This is a genomic window from Thalassobium sp. R2A62, assembly GCF_000161835.1.
GTDB lineage: Bacteria > Pseudomonadota > Alphaproteobacteria > Rhodobacterales > Rhodobacteraceae > Thalassobium.
Genome location: NZ_GG697169.2, coordinates 1,064,473 through 1,088,238, shown reverse-complemented (window position 1 = coordinate 1,088,238; position 23,766 = coordinate 1,064,473). Strand labels below are relative to the sequence as shown.

The following is a 23,766-nucleotide window of genomic DNA, read 5'->3' as shown; positions in this document are numbered from 1 at the left end:
TTGTTTTCAAGGCTCAGTCGTTAGGTGCTACTTAATCCGAGCCGAGGCCTTCGATCAAGGGGACAAAGCGTACCGGCCGTAGCTCTTCGTAGTCATATCCATCTGGGGTGCGGGTCACGCGGATCAAGGTTTGGACTGCGTTGGATTGCCCAACAGGGACCACCATGATGCCACCGACACGCAATTGTTGCATCAGTGGGCCGGGGGGGTCCTCGGCTGCAGCGGTGACAAGGATGCGGTCAAAAGGGGCCTGATCTGGCAGGCCAAAGCTGCCATCGGCGGTGAACACCGTGACATTGGTGAGATCCATTTTCTCAAATATCGCGCGCGCGGTGCGGACCAAGGTGCGGTGTCGATCGACGGTGTAGATCCGCCGCCCCAGTTGGCTGAGGATCGCAGCCTGATAGCCTGATCCAGTGCCGACTTCGAGCACGGTATCGCGGGGTTGGACATCCAGTGCTTGGGTCATCAAACCGACAACAGAGGGCTGTGAAATCGTCTGCCCGCAGGCGATAGGCAAAGGCATGTCTTCGTAGGTCCGATCGGCGAATATCCCTTTAACAAAAGGGCCTCGGTCGACTTGTTCCATTGCTGTCAGCACACGTGCGTCGGTCACACCCTTGGACCGAAGCGCGTATAGGAACTGCATTTTGAGCTCGGGGCAGTCCATCAGGTGTCGAACACTTCGGTCAGGGATGCGAGCGTATCGTGGGCTGTGAAATCGGCCCGCATGGGCGTTACAGAAATATAGCCATCAAGGTTGGCCGCTGCGTCCGAGCCAGGCAATGTGGGGGTATGTTGTGGCCCACCTTTGATCCACAAAAATTTGCGCCCAGATGGTGCAGTGTGCGGTTCGATACCAAAGAAGCTGTCACGCCGGAAACCTTGGGTAACAACGCGTGTCCCGCGCACGTCTGCGGCGGCAACTGGCGGCACGTTGACGTTATAAAACAGGCGGTAGTCGTCTGTGGCAGAGGCCTCGAACGACAGGATTTGGCGGCAGACATCAGCAAGGTGGGCGCGCGAGGCCTCGAACGGGTCTTTGAGCGAATTATTGCCTGCGCCGTAGTATTGCGACAAGGCAATCGCCGGAATGCCCTGCAAGGCGGCCTCGATGGCCGCGCCGAGGGTGCCAGAGTAGAGCGCGTTTTCGGCCGAGTTGTTGCCTTTGTTCACGCCTGACAGAACCAAATCGGGGGGCGTGTCTGCCAATACATCGTAAAGCCCAGCCAATACGCAATCGGCAGGTGATCCTTCGGCGGCATAGCGGCGTTCGGACATTTTGTTGATCATAAAGGGGTGGGTGTAGCTGACGCAGTGGCCGACGCCGGACTGCTCGAACGCGGGGGCCACGGTCCAGACCTCGCCGTCGGGGCCTGCCAGATCGGCCGCGATCTCGGTCAGGACCTCAAGGCCCGGCGCGTTGATGCCGTCGTCGTTGGTGATGAGAATGCGCATAGATCGCCCCTTTGCCTGCCTTTCTTTGTTAGGGCAGGCACGCAGGTTTGGCAAAGGGGTGGGCGGTGTTTTTGCGCTCTAGCCTAGGATTTCTGGCAAGAGGCGTGCGGCTTCGTCCGCCGGGCTGGCCAGACCTTCGCGTGGCTCACCTGGATAGAACCGTGCCCGCACAGCGGTTGGCATGGGTTTGGGCGTCAAAATCTTAACCGTTGGGCCGGACTTTGTATTCTCGGCCTGCCACGACTGTGCGAGCGAGATTTGCGCGGCTTTGGTCGAGCCATAGTGGCCAAAGAATTTTTGGCCCATGTGTGGATCGTCAAAGAACACGGCTGTTCCGTCGTCACCCAACAGAGGCGTTGTGTATTGGATCAGACGCGCGGTTGAGCGAATGTTCAGCTCGAGCGACTTGGTCAGGTCTTTGTCGTTCATATGCGCCACAGGCGTTAGCGGGGCCGCGTGGATCGCCGTGTGGATCCATAGATCCAAGCGGCCCCAGCGGTCATGAATACCGCGGCACAGCTGTTGCATCGCAGGCTCGACGTTGACGTCCATCGGGGCGAGGGTGGCTTGACCGCCGATCGCTTGGATTTGATCGTCGAGATCTTCGAGCGCGCCAGTGGTTTTGCCCACGGCAATGATGTGGTGCGTCGGGACAAGAGCCAGCGCCAGAGCTGCGCCAAGACCGCGCGACGCGCCGGTGATAAGAGCTGTTTTTGTCATGAGCGCGGTTTGCTGTGGATTGGTACAGAGGTCAAGGGCATCAGGTGAGCCAAAGCGCAGCAAGTGCGGCCACAGCTGGAACGGTTTGCACGTATAGGATACGGCGCGCCGTTGTGGCCGCGCCATACGCGCCAGCCACTGCAACGCAGATCAAAAAGAACGTGGCGATGTTCGCCTGCCAAGCGGCGTCAGCAATGATCAGCGCCCAGATCAGGCCCAACGCAAGAAACCCGTTATAGAGCCCTTGGTTCCCCGCGATTTTGACAGTGGGTTCAAAGAGATCACGTGGGAAATCGCTGAACACCTTTGGGCCGCGTGTGGTCCATGCAAACATCTCGAACCATGCGATGTAGAGATGCAGTACTGCGATCAGGACGATAAGGATCAGTGCGAGGGTGGACATGATATTTCCTAAGTGTTGGGGCTAAAGCGAAGCGACAGGCAGGACATACCGCCGTCGAGCTTTGCGGCCTCGGAGTTGCCGACGGGATGGACGTTGTAGCCCGCATCACGCAGGATTTGCGCCGTTTTGGGAAAGCCGTCTGGCATAATGACAAGATCATTGAACCGGATTGCGTTGGCGCAGGCCTCTTCCCCGTCTGCCGGATAGATCAGGTCGTAGCCGTCAAAGCAGCCAGAGCGCGCAAGCCGTTTGGTGGTCAGGATTGTGGTGGCATCCAAGAGCGAACAATCAGTTTTAAAGTGCAGCACATCAGGCGGTGTTTGAACCTCGCGGACGGTATAGCCCCACGGTTCGGTGATGCTGCGCAATTCGGCGACGCCAGCCGGATCGGTGCGCGCTGAGGTGCCAATCAGGATTTCGGTTTCTGTGGTCAGGATATCGCCACCCTCGATAAAGCCGGGGCCGGTGATCTCTGCAAGATTATCAGAGAGGGGTGCGAGGTGTTCGCGCATCAGGGCGGCTTCGCCGAGGCGAGAGGGCGCACCAGGGCGCATCAGGATCGCACCGCGCGGCAGGCACAGCGCTGCGTCCTCGATAAAACAGCTGTCAGGAAAGGCCTCGTCTGCGTCGAGTTCGATCACTGTCGCACCGGTAGATTTTAGCGCTGCGATATAGTCGGCGTGATGGGATTGGAATGTTGCGAGGTCGGGTATGCCAATATCCACCGCGCGCAGCCCGTCAATAATGCTGACTGAGGGTTTGCGCGTGATGGCATGGGTGAAACTGAAGGATTTTGTCATGGGGTGACTGTGATCCCGCAGGACACAGGCGTCAAGCCGTGCGCGGACAGCAAGAGCCCGCTCCGCCGCTTATTCAGCGGCGGTCTTCATTTCAAAACCCTTGTTGATCATATCCGAAGGCTCAACAGGATATTGGCCAGAGAAACATGCGTCACAATATTGAGGTTGTGCGTTGTCGCGGCCTTTGGCTTCGCCAGCCGCGCGGTAGAGACCGTCGAGCGAGACGAATTTGAGGCTGGTCACGCCGAGGTGGTCGCGCATTTCGTCCTCGGTCATGTTGGCCGCCAAGAGTTTGTCGCGTTCGGGCGTGTCGACACCGTAAAAGCAGGGCCATTCTGTGGGCGGCGACGCGATGCGGTAGTGCACCTCGGATGCGCCTGCATCCAGCAGCATGTCCTTGAGCTTCATCGAGGTTGTGCCACGCACAACGCTGTCGTCAACGAGGATGACCCGTTTGCCAGCGACCAAGGCGCGGTTGATGTTCAGTTTGAGACGCACACCCATGTTGCGGATCTGCTCGGTCGGCTCGATGAACGTCCGTCCGATGTACTGGTTCCGAGAAATGCCCATGGCATATTGGATGCCGCTTTCCTGACTATAGCCGATCGCCGCTGGCGTGCCGCCATCTGGAACTGGGCAGACGATATCGGCCTCGACGGGCGCCTCGCGGGCAAGCTCGACGCCAATTTGGCGGCGGGTTTCATAGACCGAGCGGCCACCAAGGATGCTGTCTGGGCGGCTGAAATAGACGTGCTCGAAGATGCAGAAACGTGATGGACGTGGCCGGAACGGGAAGCTGCTTTGCACGCCCCGTTCGGTGATAACGACCATCTCGCCGGGTTTGATTTCGCGAACAAAGTCCGCGCCAATGATGTCCAATGCACAGGTTTCGGACGACAAGGCATACCCGTCGCCCAATTTTCCAAGGACCAGCGGGCGCACACCCAATGGGTCACGCACACCGATCAATTTGGTCCGGGTCATTGCGACGACAGAAAACGCGCCTTCGACTTTGCGGAGGGCTTCTTCCATACGGTCTGGGATCGTCTGGCCCATTGAGCGCGCCATCAGATGGATGATGCATTCGCTGTCGGATGTAGATTGAAAGATCGAGCCGCGATCAATCAGCTCACGGCGCAGGGCATCAGCATTGGTGATGTTGCCGTTGTGGGCAATCGCTGCACCGCCCATCGAGAATTCGCCAAAGAACGGTTGGACATCGCGGATCGCGGTTTGGCCTTTGGAGCCTGCAGTCGAATAGCGGACATGCCCGATCGACACGGATCCGGGCAGTGTTTCCATCAATTTCTGACTGGTGAAATTATCGCGGACATAACCGAAGCGGCGGGCTTGGGAAAAACCGACCTCAGGGTCGTGGGCGACGATGCCGCCGGCCTCTTGGCCCCTGTGTTGCAAGGCGTGAAGCCCGAGTGCCACAAAGTTCGCTGCATCGTCGATACCGACCATGCCGAACACGCCGCACTCCTCTTTTAGTTTGTCATCATCAAAGGGATGGGCAGGGGGCATGGTAGGGGACAACGGTGCAGCTCCGAATCCTGATATGTGTGCGTGGTCCCTACTTAGAACGAGAGAGGGTGCGTGTCACGACACTATACGCTCCGTTTTGCAGGTGTTGCGTATCGGGGACGGCACATAGAAAAACGGCGCGCCACAAAAGCACGCCGTTTCATCGTTACTATCAAAGCGGTGGCTTATTCAGCAGCGCCGCATTCGCCGACCAGCTGTTCGTACTGTGTCGTGATCCAACCCAGAGCCGCCTCGGGATCGCGGTTTTCGATTTGGCCAGTCATACGGGCAAAGACCTGAGCCGAGCGCGAGTTGTCGACCATTTCAATGTCTTGGGTCGTCAGCACGGTGTCATAGACAAAGAACAGGATCGCAATCAGCAGGATGCCGCGGAAGACACCGAAGAGGAAACCGAGCCCTTGGTCCAGACCGCCCAATGCGGATCGCTGCACGAGACTGGAAAACAACGGCGTAAAGATCGACATCACCACAAGAGCGAGCGCAAAGACCGCAGCAAAGGCTGCAATTATGCTCAGCTCGCAGCTGTCGCCAATCATATCGCCCACGACGGGAATCTGTTTGATCAGGGGTTTGACGCTATCGGCAAAGATAAACGCCAGAATTGTCGCGCCAATCCAGCCTGCGATGGCCAATGCTTCGCGAACGAAACCACGTGCATAGGCCAAGATGGCCGAGACCACGATGACAAGCGCCACCAGCCCGTCGATAAGTGTAAAGCCTTCCATGGCGCTGTCTCCCTAACAGTGGGGAGGCGGTCAGCGATCCCCGAATACGTCTTTTACAAAGGTCACGAGGTCGTCCATCTGGCGGACACCTAGACCGGTTTGCACCCCTTTTTTCGTCAAGGGCGCGATTGCGGAGGAAAAACCAAGTTTTTCCGCTTCTTTCAACCTGTTTTCTGTCTGGGGGGCAGGACGCAGGCCACCCGACAGGCTGATTTCGCCAAAAACAACACAGTCTGCAGGCAAAGCGGCATCTTCTCGCGCAGAAATTAGGGCGGCTGCGACGGCTAGATCGGCGGCAGGTTCTGTGACGCGCAACCCTCCGGCGACATTCAGGTAGACGTCCAACCCTGTGAAGGGAACACCAGCGCGGGATTCGATGACTGCGAGGATCATCGCCAACCGTCCACCGTCCCAGCCGACCACCGTGCGGCGTGGATTGGAATGGGGTGAGGGGGCGACGAGGGCCTGAAATTCGCACAACATTGGGCGCGACCCTTCGATACCGGCAAAGACGACCGAGCCAGGCTGCGGCGTGCCGCGTTCCGAAAGAAACAGTGCAGACGGGTTTTTAACTTCTGCCAAACCGCGGCCTGTCATTTCGAACACGCCAATTTCGTCCGCAGGACCAAAGCGGTTTTTGTGGGCGCGCAAGATGCGGAATGGATGACCACGCTCGCCCTCGAAATACAAAACGGTATCTACCATATGCTCGACCACGCGGGGGCCTGCGATCTGCCCCTCTTTGGTGACGTGTCCGACCATGATCACAGCCATGCCTTTGCGTTTGGCAAAGGTGGTCAGTTCGTGCGCGGCACTGCGCACTTGGGACACTGACCCCGGGGCGCTTTCTACGTTGTCGGCCCACATGGTCTGGATGGAATCGATAATCACCAAATTGGGGTTCTCGGCCTCGAGCGTGGTGAGGATGTCGCGCAGGTTTGTCTCGGCCGCCAGTTTGACCGGACTTTCTGTTAGGCCCAGCCGTTGGGCGCGCATTTGCACCTGTGCGGTGGCTTCTTCGCCGCTGACATAGATCACTTTGAGTCCGTTGCGCGCAAAGCGTGCAGCAGCCTGCAAAAGCAAGGTTGATTTGCCGATGCCGGGATCTCCACCGACCAAAATTGCCGAAGCTTCGACCAGACCGCCACCCAGAACGCGGTCGAGTTCGTCAACACCAGCCAATGTGCGCGGGGGCGGCTCGGATGTCGTGGCGAGGTCAGTCAGCGTCAGGTGATGTCCGCGCGCGCCACCCAGAGTTTTCGAGGCAGGACCAGAGGACAGGGGTTTGACCTCAGAGACGGTGTTCCATGCGCCGCAATCATCACACCGACCCGACCATTTGGTCGAGGTCGCGTTGCAGGCAGAGCATTGAAAAGAAGGGGATGATTTAGCCATGTTCCCCTTTTGGTCTATTTTTCGACCTGAGGCAAGCGAACCTGTTACCGACGCTTTTTATTGTTTTGCTGCAGGCCTTTGATCGTCTTGCTCATAGATTTGTTCTGAGATTTGTCGCGGGCTTTGCGCATCGCAAGTGTTTCGGTGTTATGCGCGTCCTCCTCAAGCAGCTTTTGCCACCTAGTATAGCGGGCCCGATCGATGGTTCCGCCCGCCAGTGCGGCCTGAATTGCACAACCCGGTTCAGGGCCGTGGGCGCAGTCATTGAATTTGCACTGCGTGGCGAGCGCGAACAGATCGGCGAACAGGGCGTCCACACCCGAACTGGCATCCGTCAGTTGCAATTCACGCATTCCGGGTGTGTCGAGAACGGCGCATCCCGACGGCAAGATATGCAGGTGCCGGTGCGTCGTGGTGTGACGCCCGCGCGCGTCGTCTTCGCGGATCGCACCGGTGGCGATGTCTTGGCTACCAGCGAGCGCATTCGTCAGCGTTGATTTACCGACACCAGACGAGCCGAGAAAGGCCACAGTTTGACCCGGTTTGCACCACGGCGCCAGAAGATCAACGGGCGTATCATCGGTGGCGTTTAACGCCATGACCGCAACGTCCGGAGACAGCGCGCTGGCTTGGGACACATAGATGTCAGCGTCGTCGCACATGTCGGATTTGGTCAATAAAATAACTGGTGTGACGTCGGCCTCGAAAGCCAGTGCGATGTACCGCTCTAGCCGTGCAATATTGAAATCGGCGTTGCAGGAGGTCACCACAAAGGCCGTGTCGATGTTGGCGGCAATCAATTGCACACTGCGATCATGACCAGCCGCGCGACGCTTGATCAAGCTTTTACGCTCTAACACAATGCTGTCCATCGGCCTGTCGTGGTTCAGCAAAATCCAGTCACCGACGGTTATTTCGGCGGGTGGGGCAACCGTGGCGTCAATCCCGTTGCCGCGCACTTGGATCAAAGTGCGGTGCACTTGGGTCACACGCACAGGCGGCGTGACGTCTAGCGTATTAGCATCTGTCTGCTGGGCAAAAAACGGCTGCCACCCGAGAGTTTGCAGAGGATTTGGCACGGCAGGTTTGGGCATGCTGCCTGTGAATTGGGAATAGTCGCGGGTGATGGGAGAGGCTCCGTCAAAGTCAAATGCGCGTTGTGGCGGGTGTATCACAGCCCTGCGGATACACAAACCAACAAGCACTGTGACGCAGGCGTGACGCGCTGTGGGGTATGGATTTTCAAACGCTGGTGATGGGGAATATATGTTTGGTTTAGAACGGTTTGCGCCAAGCAACCGCGCGATTTTGTGGGTTGGGGGGCTTTTGGCGCTGGCCGCGGTCGTTTTGCTGGCGGCATTGGGGGTAAGTGATGCAATTGCGACCGCCTATGACGCAAAAACCGTTGCTTTGCTGGTTGGGCTTTCCGCCCTTGTTTTGGTCTTTGACGCTATTGTCCCTGATTGGAATGTCCCTGCGTTTTTCCGGCTGCATCAGATATCGACCTTTGGGGTCAGCTTTCTTGGGCTTTTGATTGGTGTGTTCTTTGCCCTCGAGATCGCGCCGTCGGTCTATTCTCAGTACATTGGTGCGCAACCTGTTTTCGTGCCAGAGGTGATCATCGAGCCCAGTCTTCCGGATCGGTCGCTTAGCGGATCAGAAGAGGTCATGGATGCCACTGTTCCATTCGTTCCGGTACCCCAGCGGTGGACAGTTCAGGGGCTATTCGGGGATTGGTTCACGCCGTTTGTACGGGTCAAAACTGCGGCTGCAAGGTGGGACATGTCCGCTGATATGAAAATCGCGGCGATTGCATTGGCGGTTTTGTTAGTCGCCAGATTTGCCTCTCTATTGTTTTTCTGGATGGAGCCCCGAGAGCTTGGGCGCGACAAAGACGGCCCGCAACGTATCTCGAAACAAGAGTTGGAGCGGCTTGTTTTGAGAGTACGGACTCGCGCGACCTTTCTCAAAGTGCGGGCTTTGATGTCTCTTGTTCTGGTGGTGGTTGTTCTCGCAGCGGGTGGCGCGTTTATCTTTTATGCAGGGCAGTTGATAGAGGAAGAGTCGAAAGGCGAGAGTAAATTTTCCCAGCTGACGACAATTCGTGCGGAACACTGGCGGGTCGCAGAATCGTTTCGTGAAGAAATTGGGCGTCTCGACTTGCAGCTCCTGGACTATGACTATGCATTGCAGGCGGTGGAAGGGGTGACGCCAGACGAGATGCCCGCGTTCCGTCCAGGTCCGGATGCCACACCTCTCAATTCGAGGACGGTCGAGGCTTGGTCGGTCGCGATCATGGGACTTTGTACGCAATTTCCGACGACAAGTGAGGATTTTGAGGAAAACACATCGCTGTGTCCACAAGACCTAAAGGCCAATCTGGAACAGCAAATCCAGACCGAGAAGCGAGAAATCCGTCGGCTCGGGAATCTCCTATCTAACTATCAAGGAGAAGCGGATGCTGAGCGTTTGGGCCTAGATGGTCGTTCCAGCGGTAAGGGAGACCGCTACCGCGAGTTTGTGAGACTTGCCACAGAAGCGGAATCGGATCAGTTTAAGGCGGGTGGGCTGCTTGTTGCTTTGAATGAAAAGCTCGAGACAGTTGATGACGACGCGCTGCAAGAGTTAGAACGCAAATTGGCGCGCGCGTTGGTTGGGGGGTCTTTGCGGCCGTTTTTGATGGCCCGAGGGCTATAGCTGCGGTTGGTGCGATATTTCGCAGACCGTCGCGAATTACTGAAAAACGACATTGCGACGTTTGTGGCGCGGCAAAAGGCCGAGTTGGAGGCGATGGACAAGCTTACCGGATATGTGGCCAACGATCCAAGTCAGGTTTTGATAGATCCCAACGTCAATGACGGCGATGTTTGGACCGAACTTGCCACGTTGTTTACGCGCATCAGCGTGTTGTTGATCCTCGTGTTTCTGGTCCAGATTTTGGTTGGGTTGTATCGATACAGTTTGCGCTTGGCCGCGTTCTACGACAGCCGCGGGGATGCGTTGGTGCTGCATGGGGCGAATGAAATCAGCATGGGTAAATGGTCCGACACCTTGTCGCCCGCGGATATTGATTTTGGAAAGGCACCAGTATCGCCGTCACAACATCTGGAAAATTTGTTTTCGAAATGGACGGAGGGCAAAAAGGCAGGCTAACCCGCCCGTTTCAATTCCCGAGTGGTCAGGATCGAGATGGCGATTGAGGCGAGGATACAGGCAGTAAATGCGTAGAGGCCCCATGCGATTTCGACGCGGCCGATGCCGATGCCTTTGATGATGACCACATAGAGCGCCATCAAAAACACGTCGGCCATTGCCAGTTTGCCCATGTACGACAGAACTGGCAGGACCTTGTCCTTGAGCAGGCCAAAGTGGACCAGCGCGAGGCCAATGGTTTTGAGGTACGGCGCAAAGAGCGCAAAGACCGTGACGATCAACGCGAGAAACACGTCGGACGACCACAGTGATTGTAGGCCAGAGATTACGCTGATTTCCGACAAGCCAAAGAGCGGCAAGAGACCTGCGCGCATCAAGGGCGCAAACCACGCAAGCGGGAAGGCGATCAAGAGGGCAAGGTTAGCGTAACGCAGGACTGACATCATAGGCTCAGATGTGCAGACGCTGCGTTAAGATTGCAAGTCGAGCCGACAATTATTCCGCTGCAGGCTTGCCCATAGGCACCACGTTGTCCTCTTCGTGCGCGAGATCGAACCCCAAGAGAGGCAGCACATTTGCGAGGTCTTCCTCAAGGCGAGACATCTGGCTTGCGACCATGCTCTCTTCGAGTTCAACCTGCTCGCCCCAACGTTTGATTTCGCGGCATGCGTGTTGCGCTTGAAGAAAACGATCTTTCTGGGCTTCGGCCTCTTCCTGACGTTGCTGCAGGAAGGTTTTGGCACGTTTGACCTTGTCGTCGTTGTAGACCTCGGCGAGGTGTTTGGACGTGTGCGACATCTGTGCGGCAAGCTCGAGCACATCAGGCTCGAGTGTGTCCAACTCAGGATGGTCGCGCAGGTAGGTCAGGCGTTCGCGCACGCTGTCAAATTCCGAGGAAAGCGTGAACAATTCCTGACGATCAGCAGTATGGCAAATGTGATAGGCATGGGCCACGTCATTCATTCCTAGCGCAAAGCTGCGATGGGACCGATCCAACGTCATAATACGACTGCTGGACGGGATGAAGAAGAACAGTGCAGCCAACAAAACGGTGGCGGCAATTTGGGTGTATATACCCGCCTGTGGTACGATGGTTTCGCCGAACTGAGCAGAAAAGGTCAGCCACGGCACAACGCCAAATGCGCTGAGAACAGTGTAGGCGACCGCACCAGCGGCGATCCCCACTAAGAGTATCAATGATAAGGCGTGAAATCCGCGCTGAAACGCGCGCATTGTCGACATAAATGGCATAATGAGCCCCCCAGAGGTCACTTTTTCAATAGCAGAATTGTAAGTTAACGCACTTAGTGGGGGGGAATTAAGGGAAAAATCTGAGGCTTTCCCCGTAGCCATTTCGCTGCAACCAACAATGGATCAACGTGGCACATTTTGTTGCGCGTTTGGTGCTGTAGATAAGTCGGGGGAAAAACAGCAATCGCCCAAGTTTCCAAGGGGACGCGGCGGGACTCTGCCGAAAAGAACTATGCGCTAAGCCTGCATTTTTGGGGTTTTTGTGCGGCCGCGCCTTATTGACCACTTTTGTAGCTGCCGTGGCAGAAGCACCACAAATTAAGAGGTTTGAGGTGCGGACGCACAGGATTTTACACCCAATCGCTACGGTTTGATTCGTTGACGTTTTCGTGAAACCTTCAATGTTCAACAGGGGCCCGTGAGGATCGGCGGGGGACCGCCATGATTAGATCTAGGGTGCTATGAAACGGCGTGAATACCGCCCGCCCAAGGATGTCAGGATTTCATAGCCAATCGTGCCTGCGACGGCCGCCAAATCATCCACCGATTGTTCTGGGCATAGGATACTGAGATAGCGTGGCGGGATCGGCAGATCGGTGACATCCACGGTCAACAAATCCATTGAGACGCGACCTGCCAGTGGGCAGGGAATGCCTTCGTGCCACAGCGTTGCTTGGCCTGACATTGCGCGGATTAAGCCATCGGCATAGCCTGCGGAAATCGTCGCGATTTTGCTGGGACGTTCTGCAACCCACGACGCGCCGTAGCCAACAGCTTCGCCGACCGCGACATCGCGAACTTGGATGACTGGAATGTCCAATTGGACAACTGGCTTTGCGTTAGCAAAAGGGGCGCCGCCATATAGACCGACACCTGGGCGGGTCAGGTCGAAATGGTAGTCGGATCCGAGCAAGATGCCACCTGTCGCGGCTAGGCTGCGCGGCACAGAAACACCGTCAGTCATACTGCGAAAGCTGGTAAGCTGCATCGCGTTTTGCGTGTGGTCAGGTTCATCGGCGCAGGCCAGATGGCTCATGATCAATTTGGGGTTCTGCGATAGCGCCATGTCACGGACTGCACCCCATTCTGCAGGCTCCATTCCCAGCCGGTTCATGCCGGTGTCGAGTTGGACGCCAAAGGGGTGGTTTGGCAACGCCTCGAGATGCATAACCATTTGATCAAGCGAGTTCAAAAGCGGGATCAAACCGAGGTCAGAAATCATATCGGTGTCGCCGGACATATGACCGGCAAAGATGTAAATCTCGTGTTCGTCGCCCAGCACATTGCGTACGTTGGCGGCCTCTTCTGCCGTCGCGACAAAGAATTTGCGAGCACCTGCGCGGGCGAGGGCGCGGGCAACGCGGCGTGATCCTAAACCGTAGCCGTTGGCTTTGACGACGGCGGCGGTTTCCGAGGTGCTGATCTGGTCAAGCGCTTTCCAGTTGGCAATAACTGCGCTGAGATCGATGGTAAGATGTCCTGTGCTCATGGCCGATGAGTGACGCCCTTTGCCGGTTAGGTCAAGAGATCAGCCGTCGCAGCTGGGTTGGGTTGCACAATAGGTTGGCGTGTATTTGCCCAAGAGCGGCAGGATCGCAGGGTCATAGGCGTCTGGGTCAATCTCGTCGGCACACAGTGCTGCGGTGTGGGTGTCAAAGATAGCTTGGAATGTACTGTCCCATCCGTCGTCGGCCTGCATCATGAGCTCGGCCGTATAGAGCGTGTATTCTAGGTAGTTGCTATAGCCATTGAGAGTGGCCGGTGGGCCGGTTTCCAAGGCGCAATAGTTTGGCGCAGAGAATGCAGGGTTCGTGATCGAGAGCGACAGATACTCGCGGTAAATCTCGCGGGCAGATTGCTGTTTGTTCAATCGATCCGTTGCGTCGATCTGCGCCTTGACCCCGATCAGCGCACCGAGAGCCACCAATAGGGTCGCGATGGCTGCAAGCGCCTGAAGCGCGTCGGCATTTTGTCTAAGCCAACTCATGCGGGGACCTGCTGTGTTGCACAGTGGATGCCGCCGCCCAGTTCGCCTAATGGGTCGACGTTCAGGGCGATGATGTCCCGTCCTGGGTAATGGCTGGCCAGCGTGTCAGCGGCGATCTTGTCTGCTTTTGGATCACCAAACTGAGCAAGGATCACAGCGCCGTTGCAGACGTAGTAATTCGCGTAAGACGCCACAAATTCAGGATCACGAACGCGCCGTTTGACAGGTTCGCGGATCATATGCACGTCTAGCGTTTCAGACAGAATATCAAAGCTGTCGCCTGCAGCTTGGGCAAAGGGGTCTTCTTGATCAAAACGGTTGGGCAGGTTGATCAAGACACGTTCAGGGCCGGTAAAGCGCGCAAGGCTGTCGATGTGGTAGTCGGTGATGTCTTCGCCCATGACACCGTCAGACCATACCATGCGATCAGCGCCGTAAGCGGCCAGCAAACGGGACGTGATTTCGGCCTCGCTGCCGCGATTGCGGTTCGGGTTTATCCAAGAGCTGCGGTGCGCCATCAAGCTACCATGTCCGTCTTGCTCGACACCGCCAGCCTCGCCGGTAAGGCCCGTGTCAAAGAGCGGGACGCCTAAACGGTCTGCCACGCGGCGTGCGACTTGGCTGTCATTGGTGTGGATTTGTTTGTCGCCCCAGCCGTTGAACTGAAGGCGGCTGACGGCGAGGTCGCCCGCACGATTTTGGGTGAACAGGGGACCTGCGTCTCGGGCCCAGAGATCTTCGGTCGGGATGTCCCAGAGGGTCACGTTACCTGACAGACGAGACCGCAGAGCGGCGTGATGGTCACTGTGGGCACAAAGGAACACAGGTTCAAGGTCCGCGATAGTGTTGGCGATGTTCAGGATTGTCGCCTGCGTCATCCGCAAAAACACCGGATCGTCATAGACGGACCTGTGGTTGGGCCACATCATAATCGTCGCTTGGTGCGGGGCCTCTTCGGCTGGGACGACATAGCCCGCGGGAACGCCTGCCAATGCCGATGAGGCAAGCGGTAGACTGGCGAGACCAGCGAGCGTGGTGCGGCGTGTCATGATTGGGTCAGTCATACAAAGTTACATCAGAGCGGGTGGAATAATGGGCAAGCCGGCTGGCGAGGGTGCCACTGTGGAGTTCCAGTTTGTGACCATCTGGGTCAAGGAAGTAAACCGACGGGTCGGGGCTGTGGTTTTCCTTCCAAATCTGGGCATTTTGGCGCAGATGGTTGTCCCAATCGGTCAGATCACCGGTCGTGGAAAACGCAATGTGACTGTCGTCGCTGCGAGGTGTTACGCTGCCCGATTGTTCCAGACAAGAGGGTGCCCAGTTCAAAATAACAGCCAGTGGCCCATTGTGCGCGCAGCTTGGCGCCCAGAACGTTGCGGTAGAATGCGATGGACTTCTCTAGATCGCTCACGCAAAGGGTGACATGATCGACGTCGGTCAGCGCGTGGCGCATTAGAATTCGGTGTCGCCGCTGCCACCGCCGCCCTGCCATTGCTGGACCAGATTGCCAAAGCGGGTAAAGCGACCTTCGAAGGACAGTTGAACATCGCCAATTGGACCGTGGCGCTGTTTGCCGATGATGACGTCGGCCTTGCCGTGCAGGGCTTCCATCTCTTCTTGCCACAAGGCGATTTTATCCAGCTCGTGATCCGCCGGTTTTTCGCGCTCTTTGTAGTATTCGGCGCGGTAGACGAACATGACGACGTCGGCGTCTTGCTCGATCGATCCGGATTCACGTAAGTCAGACAGCTGCGGGCGTTTGTCGTCGCGGTTTTCCACCTGACGTGACAGCTGGGACAGGGCGATCACGGGGATGTCGAGTTCCTTGGCAATCGCCTTGAGGCCCATTGTGATCTCGGAGATCTCGTTCACGCGGTTTTCGCCTTTGCCTGTGCCGCGCACCAGCTGGAGATAGTCGATGATCAAAACATCTAGCCCATGGGTCCGTTTCAGGCGTCGTGCCCGTGCGGACAGTTGGCTGATCGGCAGGGCAGGTGTGTCGTCGATGTAGAGCGGGCATGCCTCGAGCGATTTGGCAGCCTCGACAAAACGGCGGAATTCACCCTCGGTCATATCGCCGGACCGGATCTGTTGGGACGGGATTTCCGAGGCTTCGGACAAGATACGTGCGGCGAGCTGCTCGGCGCTCATCTCGAGGCTGTAGAAGCCCACGACACCGCCGTTGACCGCACCTTCGGTGCCGTCTTGCAGCGCACCTTTGCGGTAGGCCTTGGCCACGTTAAACGCGATGTTGGTCGCGAGTGACGTTTTACCCATCGATGGACGTCCAGCGAGGATCAACAGGTCAGAACGGTGCAAACCACCAAGTTTTTTGTCCAGATCGATCAGGCCGGTTGAGACACCTGAAAGACCACCGTCACGTTGATACGCGGCGTTGGCGGTGTTCACTGCCTCGGTCACGGCAGAGAGGAAAGATTGGAAGCCACGCTCGGCCTGACCTTTTTCCGCCAGCGCATAAAGCTTTTGTTCGGCTTGGACGATCTGTTCGGTTGGTTCGCTGTCGATTTCGACGCGGCCCGCTTTGGCAGCGATGTCTTGGCCCAAGCCAATCAATTCGCGACGGATCGCGAAATCATAGATCATCTGTGCGTAGTCGCGCGCGGCAAAGGCGCTGATTGCGGCACCTGCGAGACGGGCGAGGTAGGCGGGGCCACCCAGTTCCTGAAGGCCCGGATCGTCCTCGAGAAATGCCTTGAGCGTGACAGGGCTGGCCAACGCATTTTTGGCAATGCGGGCAGACGCTGTTTCATAAATCAACGCATGTACGGGGTCGTAGAAATGTTCAGGCTGAATGATCGATGAGACACGCTCGAAGACGTCATTGTTTGTCAGGATCGCGCCCAACAGCTGTTGCTCGGCTTCAATCGAATGGGGCATCGTATCTGCGTCGGTCGGTTGTACCTGACCCGCTGGAATAGAAGAAATCTCGTTCATCTGCTGCCTCACTCACCCCATTGTGCCCACCCAAGAGCGTATTGCTAGATCGGTATAACGTCGCTGTGATTTGCGGTGCAAACGGTATGTTCTTGTGGATAACTCGAGGATAAAACCTGACCCCACTCACACCTCATATTATGAGGGTGTGAGGTGCTGTTCGTCAATATTTAGTGGTTTTGGCGGGAAATCGCCGCAGCAAAATAAATTATTTTGCGCGTGCATCCTGCCATGCCCGAGGCGCAGTCAGGAACGTCTCGACCTCGGCCAAAGTTGCCTCTGAGAACGAACCTTGGGCCTTGGCCTCGTTGAGGACATCCCACCATGTGCACAAGGAATGCAGAGCAACCCCATGATCGCCAAGGGTTTTCATCGTTTCCTCGAAAATCCCGTAGTAAAAGATCACGGCGGTATGGCCGCATGTCGCGCCAGTTTCGCGGATCGCGTCAACAAATGAAAGCTTGGATCCGCCATCGGTGGTCAGGTCCTCGACCAGCAGCACACGCTGGCCTTCGGTCATCACACCTTCGATTCGGGCGTTGCGGCCATAGCCTTTGGGCTTTTTGCGCACATAGGTCATTGGCAGGCTCATGCGTTCGGCAACCAATGCGCCAAATGGAATACCCGCCGTCTCGCCACCAGCCACGTTGTCAAAGGCCTCGAAACCCGCTTCGCGCATCACGGTGACGGTCAGAAAATCCATCAAGGTGCTGCGGATGCGGGGGTATGAAATCAGTTTCCGGCAATCAATGTAGGTCGGCGACGGAAGACCAGAGGCCAGTGTGAACGGCTCGTCTGCGTTAAAGTGCACGGCTTCGATTTCGAGCAACATGCGCGCCGTCAGACGGGCCATTTCTTCTTTGCTGGGGAAACTGGTGGGGATCATGGCAGACTCTTTCTGGAACGAGAGGTGGTATTAGGCGTCAACACGCCAGTGCAGCGGGAAACCGGGGTCAAAGACGGTGACTGGGCCTTCGCCGGTCTGAATATGTGTGGGGTAGTCAACCGGTTCGCCCTTGGTCAGCGTGATCGTGCTGTCGTTCGGGGGCAGGCGGTAGAATGCGGGGCCGTTCAGCGATGAAAACGCCTCGAGCTTGGGCAGGGCGCCTGCGACGTCAAAGACCTCTGCAAGGCAGGACATCGTGTTCGAGGCCGAAAAGACGCCAGCGCACCCACATTCCTGCAGCTTGGCCGGATCGATGTGTGGCGCACTGTCGGTGCCAAGGAAGAACCGCTTGTCGCCCGAAATCGCGGCCTGCACCAACGCAATGCGATGGCGTTCGCGCTTGGCCACGGGCAGGCAGTAATAATGCGGGCGAATGCCACCAGCGAGGATATGATTGCGGTTGATGATCAAATGGTGCGTCGTGATCGTCGCGCCAAGGTTCTTGGGCGTGTCGCGGACGTAATCAACAGCATCCTGCGTGGTCACGTGCTCCATAATGACACGCAAATCAGGGATACGCTTGCGCAGAGGTTTGAGCACCTTGTCGATGAACACGGCCTCGCGGTCAAAGATGTCGATCTCGCTGTTGGTGACTTCGCCATGGACGCACAGTGGCATTCCGGCTTCAGCCATCGCCTCGAGAACAGGGCGCACAGCGCTCATATTCTTGACGCCCGAGGCCGAGTTGGTAGTCGCACCTGCGGGATAGAGCTTGGCCGCGGTGGCGATGCCGGCCTTGTGGGCGGCGATCACGTCGCTGGGGTCTGTTTCTTCTGTCAAATACAGGGTCATCAACGGTTGAAAGTTTGCCGTTTCGGGCACGACGGCCATGATCCGGTCGCGGTAGGCCACCGCGTCTTCCATCCGAACAACAGGTGGTACGAGGTTCGGCATGATGATGGCGCGGCCAAAGTGGCGTGCCGTTTCCGGAGCCACAGCAGCGAGCATGTCGCCATCGCGTAAATGAAGGTGCCAATCGTCAGGGCGTCGGATCGTCAGGGATGTCATGTTTTTGTCTGCCATGGGCGTTCGCGTACAACAAAGTCTGACGCCGCGCTAGGGTCTGTTGAGGTGATCAGGCGCGTTTCCCCCCTGTACCGACCCAGTTATGTGCATAAGTTGCTGGAAACGGATCAATTCGGGGGAAATTTCCATGATCAACTTTATCATCGCAATCGCGGCTGGTGCATCGATACCTTACATCCAGAACTTTGTCGGCGAGCACATCATCAATCGCCTGACGCCGCACATGCCTGTGGGCGAGGGCGAAAAGCATACGCTGGCCTTTATCGCTGCGTTGATCGTCGCGAGCCTTGTGATTGCGGCTGTTGGTGGTAGTGGCTCAGCCTTCGGTCTGATCTTTGGCGGTCTGATTGGTCTGTTCGGAATGCGTATCATTGCAATCGTCCGCGGCCTGATCTATGGCAAAAAGAAGGACGCAGTCGAAGAGGCTGTTGAATCTTCTGACGACAGCTAATGCTGCGCTGCCGCGTTTAGTTATCGCGTAAAATCAGCAATGTCGCAGGCGCATAGCCGCATTGCGGCATTGTCTCTACACCTCGCAGGGTTGGGTCTTATATGGCTCTCATACCAGTTATTTGATCAACCCGAGGTGACCAACCATGGCAAGCAGTACAAATACACCCGCAGTTTCAGTGAGCCCATTGCGCCGTCTGGCCGTAACGATCGGCGATTTCTTCGTCTCGGTCGCCGAAGCTCGGAGCCGCAGCGATCAGTTCGAAGCGCTGAACTCGAAGACAGACGCACAGTTGGCAAAGATGGGCATCGCCCGCGAAGACATCGCGCGTCACGTCTTTCGCGACTATCTGTGGCGTTAAGTTAGACCCACAAATGCGAAAAGGCCCTGCAATTGCGGGGCCTTTTTCGTTTTAGGGTCGCCTCAAGCGTCTTCGGCGGTTTCGTTGAGGCGCTTTTGAAAGAAGGGTCGTTGTTGATCGGTGGTGGCGAATTCACACACCGCTTGGAGCATGCGGGTCCGGCCCGCACCCTCTAGCGAACCAACCAATTTGCGCAGATAGGGTACGTGTTCGCGCCGTGCGCGCCAAAGGGTGGCCCATGTCTGGCGTGATAGGGTGTCGTCCATCGCAGCCTCGATCAGCGTATGGGTTAGGCCCATCGCTTCGATATCGCGTTCGAGCCGCATATCGGTGTGTGTCGTCTGCAGCAGTGTCGCGTTGGAATGAGGACGCGCAAAGTGGGACGCATGCATTGCGTCCAAATCATCATTGCGGTTGTAGATAATGAACGCCTTGTCCACGCCATCAATCATGTCAGGGGCATAGCCGTATCTGTCGCTAAAGGACGTCCGGCGCATTTTTGGATAACGGTGGTCCCAGCCGGCAATTGTCGGATCTAGCGTCGATTGGGGGCGAAGGGCCAGAACCCGAGCACCCGGTGCTGCGACGGAATAAGCACACGCTGCATATCCTGCATGACCTGCGCCAAAGAAAACCACTTGGTCAAAGTCTTCGAAGAACCCGTCGTCAACCAGACGGTCAAAATAGCCGTAAACGGCCTTATGGCGGAACCATGTGTCGCCGTCAGAGATCAAGCTAAGGGATGACCATCCGTGTTTGCGGGTGAGGGCAAAGCCCAGAGGTTCATCGCGCTCGGTGCCGCGCACGGACTGGATGGTTTCAAAGGTAACAACAAGACAACGACCCGCGTCGATAAAGGCGGCTTGGTGATCTGGGCCCAGCGGGTCAAACGCACCAAAGTCTTCAGCGACTTCATCAAGCGCGTCGATCCACTGAGGCCTGTCTAAGCCAGTGAGATCAGGGTCAAACTCTGTCTGCGCGTCTTTCATTGAGATGCCTCAGGTCGATTTAAATTCTTTTCTAAGCGTATTGAGGTCGAATATGGCACAATTGGGGGGGCGTTGTGCCAATTTCAGGCCAATTTGGTTAAAATCCCTAGAAAAATGCCTGAAGTCCTGTTTGTGCACGACCTAGGATAAGCGCGTGCACGTCATGGGTCCCCTCATACGTGTTTACCGTCTCTAGGTTAACCATGTGGCGCATGACTTGGAAATCCTCGGAAATACCGTTGCCACCGTGCATATCTCGGGCATGGCGTGCGATCTCTAGTGCTTTGCCGCAGTTGTTGCGTTTCATCAGGCTGATCATTTCAGGGGCGGCGTTCGCCTCGTCCATCAAACGTCCGACCCGCAACGAGCCCTGAAGACCCAAGGTGATTTCGGTCTGCATATTGGCCAACTTGAGCTGGAACAGCTGGGTCTGGGCAATTGGTTTATCAAACTGTTTCCGGTCCAGTCCGTATTGCAGAGCCGCGTGCCAACAGAACTCGGCAGCGCCCATAACGCCCCACGAAATCCCGTAGCGTGCGCGGTTCAGACAGCCAAACGGACCTTTGAGCCCTTGAACATTGGGCAACAGCGCATCTTCGCCAACAGCAACATCTTGCATGACAATTTCGCCAGTTATCGACGCACGCAGCGACAGTTTGCCACCAATCTTTGGGGCCGACAATCCGTCCATGCCTTTTTCAAGAACAAAACCACGGATCTTGCCACCGTGGGCCTCGGATTTGGCCCAGATGACAAAGACATCCGCGATGGGGCTGTTGGAAATCCACATCTTTGAGCCGTTAAGCACATAACCTGTGTCGGTCTTGCGCGCGATTGTCTTCATGCCCGCTGGGTCAGATCCCGCGTCAGGTTCGGTCAGGCCAAAACAGCCGATCAAGGTGCCTGCAGACAGGCCGGGCAGGTATTTCTGGCGCTGCTCTTCGGACCCGTAGGCGTAAATCGGATACATAACGAGCGAGGATTGCACTGACATCATGCTGCGGTAGCCAGAATCCACACGTTCGATTTCGCGGGCAATCAGGCCGTAGGTCACGTAATTCGCGCCCAAACCGCCATATGTTTCGGGAATGGTCGACCCCAAGAGCCCCGCGTCGCCCATCTGCTTAAAGAGCCCCGGCGCCGTGACCTCGTCTCGGTAGGCCGCCGTCACGCCCGGCTGCAGTTCAGATTGCGCAAACTCACCGGCCGCGTCACGCAGCATACGTTCGTCTTCGGTCAGCTGGTCATCAAGACGAAAGGCATCTTGCCAATCAAACCGGCCCAGATCGGGGGCATCTTTGGGCGAAAGAATGGAGGTATTTGCGTTCATGGCGCGGCCTTTCGAATTGCGTTGATCGCAACCTATCTGGGGGGCTGTCTGGGTGCAATCGTTGTGAAGTGCCTTGACGCCGCAGGGCATCAATGCAGCTAATATAGCAGGAGGATGTCGCATGAATTCAATCGATGATGTGCAAACGGCGCTGGCTGAGCAGGACTATGTGTGTGGCCGCGCATTGGCGACGGTTGTGTTTCTCGCGCTGCGTTTAGGGCGGCCGCTGTTTCTCGAAGGCGAGGCTGGCACGGGCAAGACCGAGATTGCCAAAGCGATCGCAGCCACGTTGGGGCGGCGGCTGATCCGGCTGCAATGCTACGAGGGGCTAGATGCATCGTCGGCCGTCTATGAATGGAACTTTGCGGCCCAAATGGTGGCGATCCGTGCGGCAGAAGCCGGCGGTCAGACACCGCCTGATCTGTTTTCCGACGACTTTCTGATCGAGCGGCCCTTGTTGGATGCAATGCGCCCTGATCCTGCGGGTGCGCCCGTGCTGCTGATCGACGAGCTGGACCGCACGGACGAGCCGTTCGAGGCGTTCCTCCTCGAAGCACTCTCTGATTTTCAGGTCACAATCCCCGAGATGGGGACGATTTCAGCCCCCGAGCCGCCCATTGTGATCTTAACATCTAACCGCACCCGCGAAGTACATGACGCGCTCAAACGGCGGTGTTTGTATCACTGGGTCGACTATCCGGCCTTTGACCGCGAAATCGAAATTCTAAATGCGCGCGCGCCCGAGGCATCCGAAGCGCTGAGCCGCGAGGTCGTGGCCTTTGTTCAGCGTTTGCGCACCGAAGATTTGTTCAAACGACCCGGGGTTGCTGAAACCATCGATTGGGCCAAGTGCTTGTTAGCGCTTGATGTTTTGAACCTGTCACCAGATGTGATCGCCGACACGTTGGGTGCCGTTTTGAAATACCAAGATGACATTCAAAAGCTGCAAGGCTCAGAAGCCAAGCGTCTATTGGATGAAGTCCGCGCTGATCTGGCCGAGGACGGGTAATGGTCGAACTGGCTGATCTTGAACTGCCAGATGATCCCAAATTAGCGGGAAATATCACGCATTTTGCACGCGCTTTGCGTAAGGCAGGTGTTCCGATTGGGACCGGTGCCGTCCTAAACGCGATTGAGGCTGTGCAGGCGGTTGGGTTTACCGAAAAGACCGATTTTTACTGGACGCTGCATGCGTGTTTTGTGACGCGACCAGAGCAACGTATAGTTTTTGCGCAGGTTTTTCGTCTGTATTGGCGGGACCCTCGGTACTTAGAACACATGATCGCGTTCATGACGCCCGCCGTGCGCGGGGTCCAAGAAGAGCGGCGCGCAAAACCTGCGGAGAAACGTGCCGCCGAAGCGCTGTTGGACGGGGTTGATCGCGAGGTTCCAGACCTGCCAAGTTCCGAAAAAGAAACGGAAATCCAGATTGACGCGACCCGCACTGCGAGCGCCGAAGAACGTCTGCGAAGTTTGGACTTTGAACAAATGAGCACGGATGAGATGGCCCAAGCCAAGCGGTTGCTCGCGCGATTGTCATTACCTGTTGCGCCAATCAAAACCCGTCGCATGGGGGCCGATCATCGCGGTCGGATTGATCCCGTACGTACCATGCGCCTTGCAATGCGTCGCGGGGGCGAGCTGGGCGCATTGGCGTACATGAAGCCCCGAAAGCGATATCCGAACCTTGTGGTGCTTTGCGATATTTCGGGTTCGATGTCTCAATACAGTCGTGCTGCTTTGCATTTTCTCCACGCTGTGGCGAATGAAAAAGGGGCGGGCTGGGCCAAGGTGCATGGATTTACCTTTGGCACGCGCCTCACCAACATCACGCGTCATTTGGCGGCCCGCGACGTTGATGCCGCACTTGCTGCTGCTGGATCACAGGCCCAAGATTGGGAAGGTGGCACGAGAATTGGTGAATGTTTAGAGACATTTAACCGTGATTGGTCGCGGCGTGTTCTGGGGCAGGGTTCTGTTGTTTTGTTGATCACAGATGGGTTGGACCGCGACCCCGAGGGTGGTTTGGGGCGCGCAATGGAACGGCTGCATTTGTCCGCGCGGCGGGTGATTTGGTTGAACCCCCTGTTGCGTTGGGACGGTTTCGCGCCAAAGGCCAAAGGAATCGCCGAGATGCTGCCGCATGTCGACAGTTTTCGGGCAGGGCATAACATCACGTCGCTCGAAGAGCTGGGGCGCGTGATTTCCAAGCCAATGGATACCGGCGAAAAGTCGCGATTGATGGCTGCGCTATGAATGGATTGCGGG

The 23,766-nt window shown here is 56.9% G+C and carries 25 protein-coding genes and 1 pseudogene; 6 read left to right on the top strand and 20 right to left on the bottom strand.

The window, feature by feature from the left end; genetic code table 11:
• Positions 1 to 31 precede the first annotated feature (31 nt).
• From TR2A62_RS05355 to rsgA, 9 genes are all read right to left on the bottom strand, one after another.
• Positions 32 to 670: a protein-L-isoaspartate(D-aspartate) O-methyltransferase gene (locus TR2A62_RS05355; protein WP_009159354.1), complete on the bottom strand. Its 639-nt coding sequence runs from the start codon at positions 668 to 670 to the stop codon at positions 32 to 34.
• On the bottom strand, positions 670 to 1,458 hold the full coding sequence (gene surE / locus TR2A62_RS05350) for a 5'/3'-nucleotidase SurE (protein WP_009158532.1): 789 nt from the start codon (positions 1,456 to 1,458) through the stop codon (positions 670 to 672). Before surE ends, TR2A62_RS05355 begins: the two co-directional genes overlap by 1 nt.
• A 78-nt stretch (positions 1,459 to 1,536) precedes the next feature.
• Positions 1,537 to 2,178: an SDR family oxidoreductase gene (locus TR2A62_RS05345; RefSeq protein WP_040821161.1), complete on the bottom strand. Its 642-nt coding sequence runs from the start codon at positions 2,176 to 2,178 to the stop codon at positions 1,537 to 1,539.
• A 40-nt stretch (positions 2,179 to 2,218) separates the two neighbouring features.
• Positions 2,219 to 2,581: a DUF1304 domain-containing protein gene (locus tag TR2A62_RS05340; RefSeq protein WP_009159780.1), complete on the bottom strand. Its 363-nt coding sequence runs from the start codon at positions 2,579 to 2,581 to the stop codon at positions 2,219 to 2,221.
• 8 nt (positions 2,582 to 2,589) lie between these two features.
• Complete coding sequence (locus tag TR2A62_RS05335) at positions 2,590 to 3,381, bottom strand: dimethylarginine dimethylaminohydrolase family protein (RefSeq protein WP_009159873.1); 792 nt, start codon at positions 3,379 to 3,381, stop codon at positions 2,590 to 2,592.
• Between the two features lie 69 nt (positions 3,382 to 3,450).
• Entirely contained in the window at positions 3,451 to 4,908 is a 1,458-nt protein-coding gene (gene purF, locus TR2A62_RS05330; RefSeq protein ID WP_150103563.1) for an amidophosphoribosyltransferase, read from the bottom strand.
• A gap of 185 nt (positions 4,909 to 5,093) precedes the next feature.
• Entirely contained in the window at positions 5,094 to 5,654 is a 561-nt protein-coding gene (locus TR2A62_RS05325; protein ID WP_009160606.1) for a CvpA family protein, read from the bottom strand.
• Positions 5,655 to 5,684: 30 nt separating this feature from the next.
• Positions 5,685 to 7,049, bottom strand: a complete 1,365-nt coding sequence (gene radA, locus TR2A62_RS05320) for a DNA repair protein RadA (protein ID WP_009159738.1) — start codon at positions 7,047 to 7,049, stop codon at positions 5,685 to 5,687.
• 44 nt (positions 7,050 to 7,093) lie between these two features.
• Entirely contained in the window at positions 7,094 to 8,143 is a 1,050-nt protein-coding gene (gene rsgA / locus TR2A62_RS05315) for a ribosome small subunit-dependent GTPase A (RefSeq protein WP_009159391.1), read from the bottom strand.
• 172 nt (positions 8,144 to 8,315) lie between these two features.
• Between rsgA and TR2A62_RS05310 the strand changes: the two genes are divergently transcribed.
• Positions 8,316 to 9,746, top strand: a complete 1,431-nt coding sequence (locus TR2A62_RS05310) for a hypothetical protein (protein WP_009158401.1) — start codon at positions 8,316 to 8,318, stop codon at positions 9,744 to 9,746.
• A gap of 9 nt (positions 9,747 to 9,755) precedes the next feature.
• Complete coding sequence (locus TR2A62_RS05305; protein WP_150103458.1) at positions 9,756 to 10,202, top strand: hypothetical protein; 447 nt, start codon at positions 9,756 to 9,758, stop codon at positions 10,200 to 10,202.
• Here TR2A62_RS05305 and TR2A62_RS05300 read toward each other — a convergent pair.
• The 9 genes and pseudogenes from TR2A62_RS05300 to pyrC form a co-directional block, all read right to left on the bottom strand.
• Positions 10,199 to 10,648 (bottom strand): paraquat-inducible protein A, encoded by a 450-nt coding sequence (locus tag TR2A62_RS05300; RefSeq protein WP_009159790.1) that lies wholly within the window; start codon positions 10,646 to 10,648, stop codon positions 10,199 to 10,201. The two genes, TR2A62_RS05305 and TR2A62_RS05300, sit on opposite strands and share 4 nt — an antisense overlap.
• 49 nt (positions 10,649 to 10,697) lie before the next feature.
• On the bottom strand, positions 10,698 to 11,453 hold the full coding sequence (locus TR2A62_RS05295) for a hypothetical protein (protein ID WP_009157542.1): 756 nt from the start codon (positions 11,451 to 11,453) through the stop codon (positions 10,698 to 10,700).
• Positions 11,454 to 11,904: 451 nt separating this feature from the next.
• Positions 11,905 to 12,942 (bottom strand): alanine racemase, encoded by a 1,038-nt coding sequence (gene alr / locus TR2A62_RS05290; protein ID WP_009160346.1) that lies wholly within the window; start codon positions 12,940 to 12,942, stop codon positions 11,905 to 11,907.
• Positions 12,943 to 12,981: 39 nt separating this feature from the next.
• On the bottom strand, positions 12,982 to 13,440 hold the full coding sequence (locus tag TR2A62_RS17530) for a hypothetical protein (RefSeq protein WP_009160032.1): 459 nt from the start codon (positions 13,438 to 13,440) through the stop codon (positions 12,982 to 12,984).
• On the bottom strand, positions 13,437 to 14,504 hold the full coding sequence (locus TR2A62_RS05280) for an agmatine deiminase family protein (protein ID WP_009160816.1): 1,068 nt from the start codon (positions 14,502 to 14,504) through the stop codon (positions 13,437 to 13,439). The genes TR2A62_RS17530 and TR2A62_RS05280 overlap by 4 nt, the downstream gene beginning before the upstream one ends.
• Positions 14,497 to 14,893: pseudogene (locus TR2A62_RS18030) on the bottom strand (VOC family protein). Before TR2A62_RS18030 ends, TR2A62_RS05280 begins: the two are co-directional and overlap by 8 nt.
• The gene (locus tag TR2A62_RS05270) at positions 14,893 to 16,395 is read right to left on the bottom strand and encodes a replicative DNA helicase (protein WP_009158853.1); all 1,503 of its coding nucleotides are present in this window, start codon (positions 16,393 to 16,395) and stop codon (positions 14,893 to 14,895) included. The pseudogene TR2A62_RS18030 and the gene TR2A62_RS05270 overlap by 1 nt, the downstream one beginning before the upstream one ends.
• A 208-nt stretch (positions 16,396 to 16,603) precedes the next feature.
• Entirely contained in the window at positions 16,604 to 17,281 is a 678-nt protein-coding gene (locus tag TR2A62_RS05265; RefSeq protein WP_009159258.1) for an orotate phosphoribosyltransferase, read from the bottom strand.
• Between the two features lie 30 nt (positions 17,282 to 17,311).
• The gene (pyrC, locus tag TR2A62_RS05260; RefSeq protein ID WP_009160173.1) at positions 17,312 to 18,364 is read right to left on the bottom strand and encodes a dihydroorotase; all 1,053 of its coding nucleotides are present in this window, start codon (positions 18,362 to 18,364) and stop codon (positions 17,312 to 17,314) included.
• A 130-nt stretch (positions 18,365 to 18,494) separates the two neighbouring features.
• Between pyrC and TR2A62_RS05255 the strand changes: the two genes are divergently transcribed.
• A complete protein-coding gene (locus TR2A62_RS05255) occupies positions 18,495 to 18,818 on the top strand; it encodes a hypothetical protein (RefSeq protein ID WP_009157722.1) in 324 nt (107 codons plus the stop codon).
• 145 nt (positions 18,819 to 18,963) lie between these two features.
• Entirely contained in the window at positions 18,964 to 19,179 is a 216-nt protein-coding gene (locus tag TR2A62_RS05250) for a hypothetical protein (protein ID WP_009158439.1), read from the top strand.
• A gap of 62 nt (positions 19,180 to 19,241) precedes the next feature.
• Here the strand turns inward: TR2A62_RS05250 and TR2A62_RS05245 are convergent, their stop codons facing one another.
• Positions 19,242 to 20,168, bottom strand: coding sequence for a hypothetical protein (locus tag TR2A62_RS05245; protein ID WP_009158811.1), 927 nt, complete (start codon positions 20,166 to 20,168; stop codon positions 19,242 to 19,244).
• A 106-nt stretch (positions 20,169 to 20,274) separates the two neighbouring features.
• Entirely contained in the window at positions 20,275 to 21,498 is a 1,224-nt protein-coding gene (locus tag TR2A62_RS05240) for an acyl-CoA dehydrogenase (protein WP_009159595.1), read from the bottom strand.
• Positions 21,499 to 21,619: 121 nt separating this feature from the next.
• Here TR2A62_RS05240 and TR2A62_RS05235 point away from each other — a divergent pair, with 121 nt between their 5' ends.
• Positions 21,620 to 22,507, top strand: coding sequence for a MoxR family ATPase (locus TR2A62_RS05235; RefSeq protein ID WP_009160250.1), 888 nt, complete (start codon positions 21,620 to 21,622; stop codon positions 22,505 to 22,507).
• The gene (locus TR2A62_RS05230; RefSeq protein ID WP_009159022.1) at positions 22,507 to 23,754 is read left to right on the top strand and encodes a VWA domain-containing protein; all 1,248 of its coding nucleotides are present in this window, start codon (positions 22,507 to 22,509) and stop codon (positions 23,752 to 23,754) included. Before TR2A62_RS05235 ends, TR2A62_RS05230 begins: the two co-directional genes overlap by 1 nt.
• The last annotated feature ends 12 nt before the right edge of the window (positions 23,755 to 23,766 follow it).

Excerpts from the sequence above, each read along its gene's own strand:
- TR2A62_RS05355 (WP_009159354.1), bottom strand. The coding sequence starts at position 670 with ATGGACTGCCCCGAGCTCAAAATGCAGTTCCTATACGCGCTTCGGTCC.
- surE (WP_009158532.1), bottom strand. The coding sequence starts at position 1,458 with ATGCGCATTCTCATCACCAACGACGACGGCATCAACGCGCCGGGCCTT.
- TR2A62_RS05345 (WP_040821161.1), bottom strand. The coding sequence starts at position 2,178 with ATGACAAAAACAGCTCTTATCACCGGCGCGTCGCGCGGTCTTGGCGCA.
- TR2A62_RS05340 (WP_009159780.1), bottom strand. The coding sequence starts at position 2,581 with ATGTCCACCCTCGCACTGATCCTTATCGTCCTGATCGCAGTACTGCAT.
- TR2A62_RS05335 (WP_009159873.1), bottom strand. The coding sequence starts at position 3,381 with ATGACAAAATCCTTCAGTTTCACCCATGCCATCACGCGCAAACCCTCA.
- purF (WP_150103563.1), bottom strand. The coding sequence starts at position 4,908 with ATGCCCCCTGCCCATCCCTTTGATGATGACAAACTAAAAGAGGAGTGC.
- TR2A62_RS05325 (WP_009160606.1), bottom strand. The coding sequence starts at position 5,654 with ATGGAAGGCTTTACACTTATCGACGGGCTGGTGGCGCTTGTCATCGTG.
- radA (WP_009159738.1), bottom strand. The coding sequence starts at position 7,049 with ATGGCTAAATCATCCCCTTCTTTTCAATGCTCTGCCTGCAACGCGACC.
- rsgA (WP_009159391.1), bottom strand. The coding sequence starts at position 8,143 with ATGCCCAAACCTGCCGTGCCAAATCCTCTGCAAACTCTCGGGTGGCAG.
- TR2A62_RS05310 (WP_009158401.1), top strand. The coding sequence starts at position 8,316 with ATGTTTGGTTTAGAACGGTTTGCGCCAAGCAACCGCGCGATTTTGTGG.
- TR2A62_RS05300 (WP_009159790.1), bottom strand. The coding sequence starts at position 10,648 with ATGATGTCAGTCCTGCGTTACGCTAACCTTGCCCTCTTGATCGCCTTC.
- TR2A62_RS05295 (WP_009157542.1), bottom strand. The coding sequence starts at position 11,453 with ATGCCATTTATGTCGACAATGCGCGCGTTTCAGCGCGGATTTCACGCC.
- alr (WP_009160346.1), bottom strand. The coding sequence starts at position 12,942 with ATGAGCACAGGACATCTTACCATCGATCTCAGCGCAGTTATTGCCAAC.
- TR2A62_RS17530 (WP_009160032.1), bottom strand. The coding sequence starts at position 13,440 with ATGAGTTGGCTTAGACAAAATGCCGACGCGCTTCAGGCGCTTGCAGCC.
- TR2A62_RS05280 (WP_009160816.1), bottom strand. The coding sequence starts at position 14,504 with ATGACTGACCCAATCATGACACGCCGCACCACGCTCGCTGGTCTCGCC.
- TR2A62_RS05270 (WP_009158853.1), bottom strand. The coding sequence starts at position 16,395 with ATGAACGAGATTTCTTCTATTCCAGCGGGTCAGGTACAACCGACCGAC.
- TR2A62_RS05265 (WP_009159258.1), bottom strand. The coding sequence starts at position 17,281 with ATGATCCCCACCAGTTTCCCCAGCAAAGAAGAAATGGCCCGTCTGACG.
- pyrC (WP_009160173.1), bottom strand. The coding sequence starts at position 18,364 with ATGGCAGACAAAAACATGACATCCCTGACGATCCGACGCCCTGACGAT.
- TR2A62_RS05255 (WP_009157722.1), top strand. The coding sequence starts at position 18,495 with ATGATCAACTTTATCATCGCAATCGCGGCTGGTGCATCGATACCTTAC.
- TR2A62_RS05250 (WP_009158439.1), top strand. The coding sequence starts at position 18,964 with ATGGCAAGCAGTACAAATACACCCGCAGTTTCAGTGAGCCCATTGCGC.
- TR2A62_RS05245 (WP_009158811.1), bottom strand. The coding sequence starts at position 20,168 with ATGAAAGACGCGCAGACAGAGTTTGACCCTGATCTCACTGGCTTAGAC.
- TR2A62_RS05240 (WP_009159595.1), bottom strand. The coding sequence starts at position 21,498 with ATGAACGCAAATACCTCCATTCTTTCGCCCAAAGATGCCCCCGATCTG.
- TR2A62_RS05235 (WP_009160250.1), top strand. The coding sequence starts at position 21,620 with ATGAATTCAATCGATGATGTGCAAACGGCGCTGGCTGAGCAGGACTAT.
- TR2A62_RS05230 (WP_009159022.1), top strand. The coding sequence starts at position 22,507 with ATGGTCGAACTGGCTGATCTTGAACTGCCAGATGATCCCAAATTAGCG.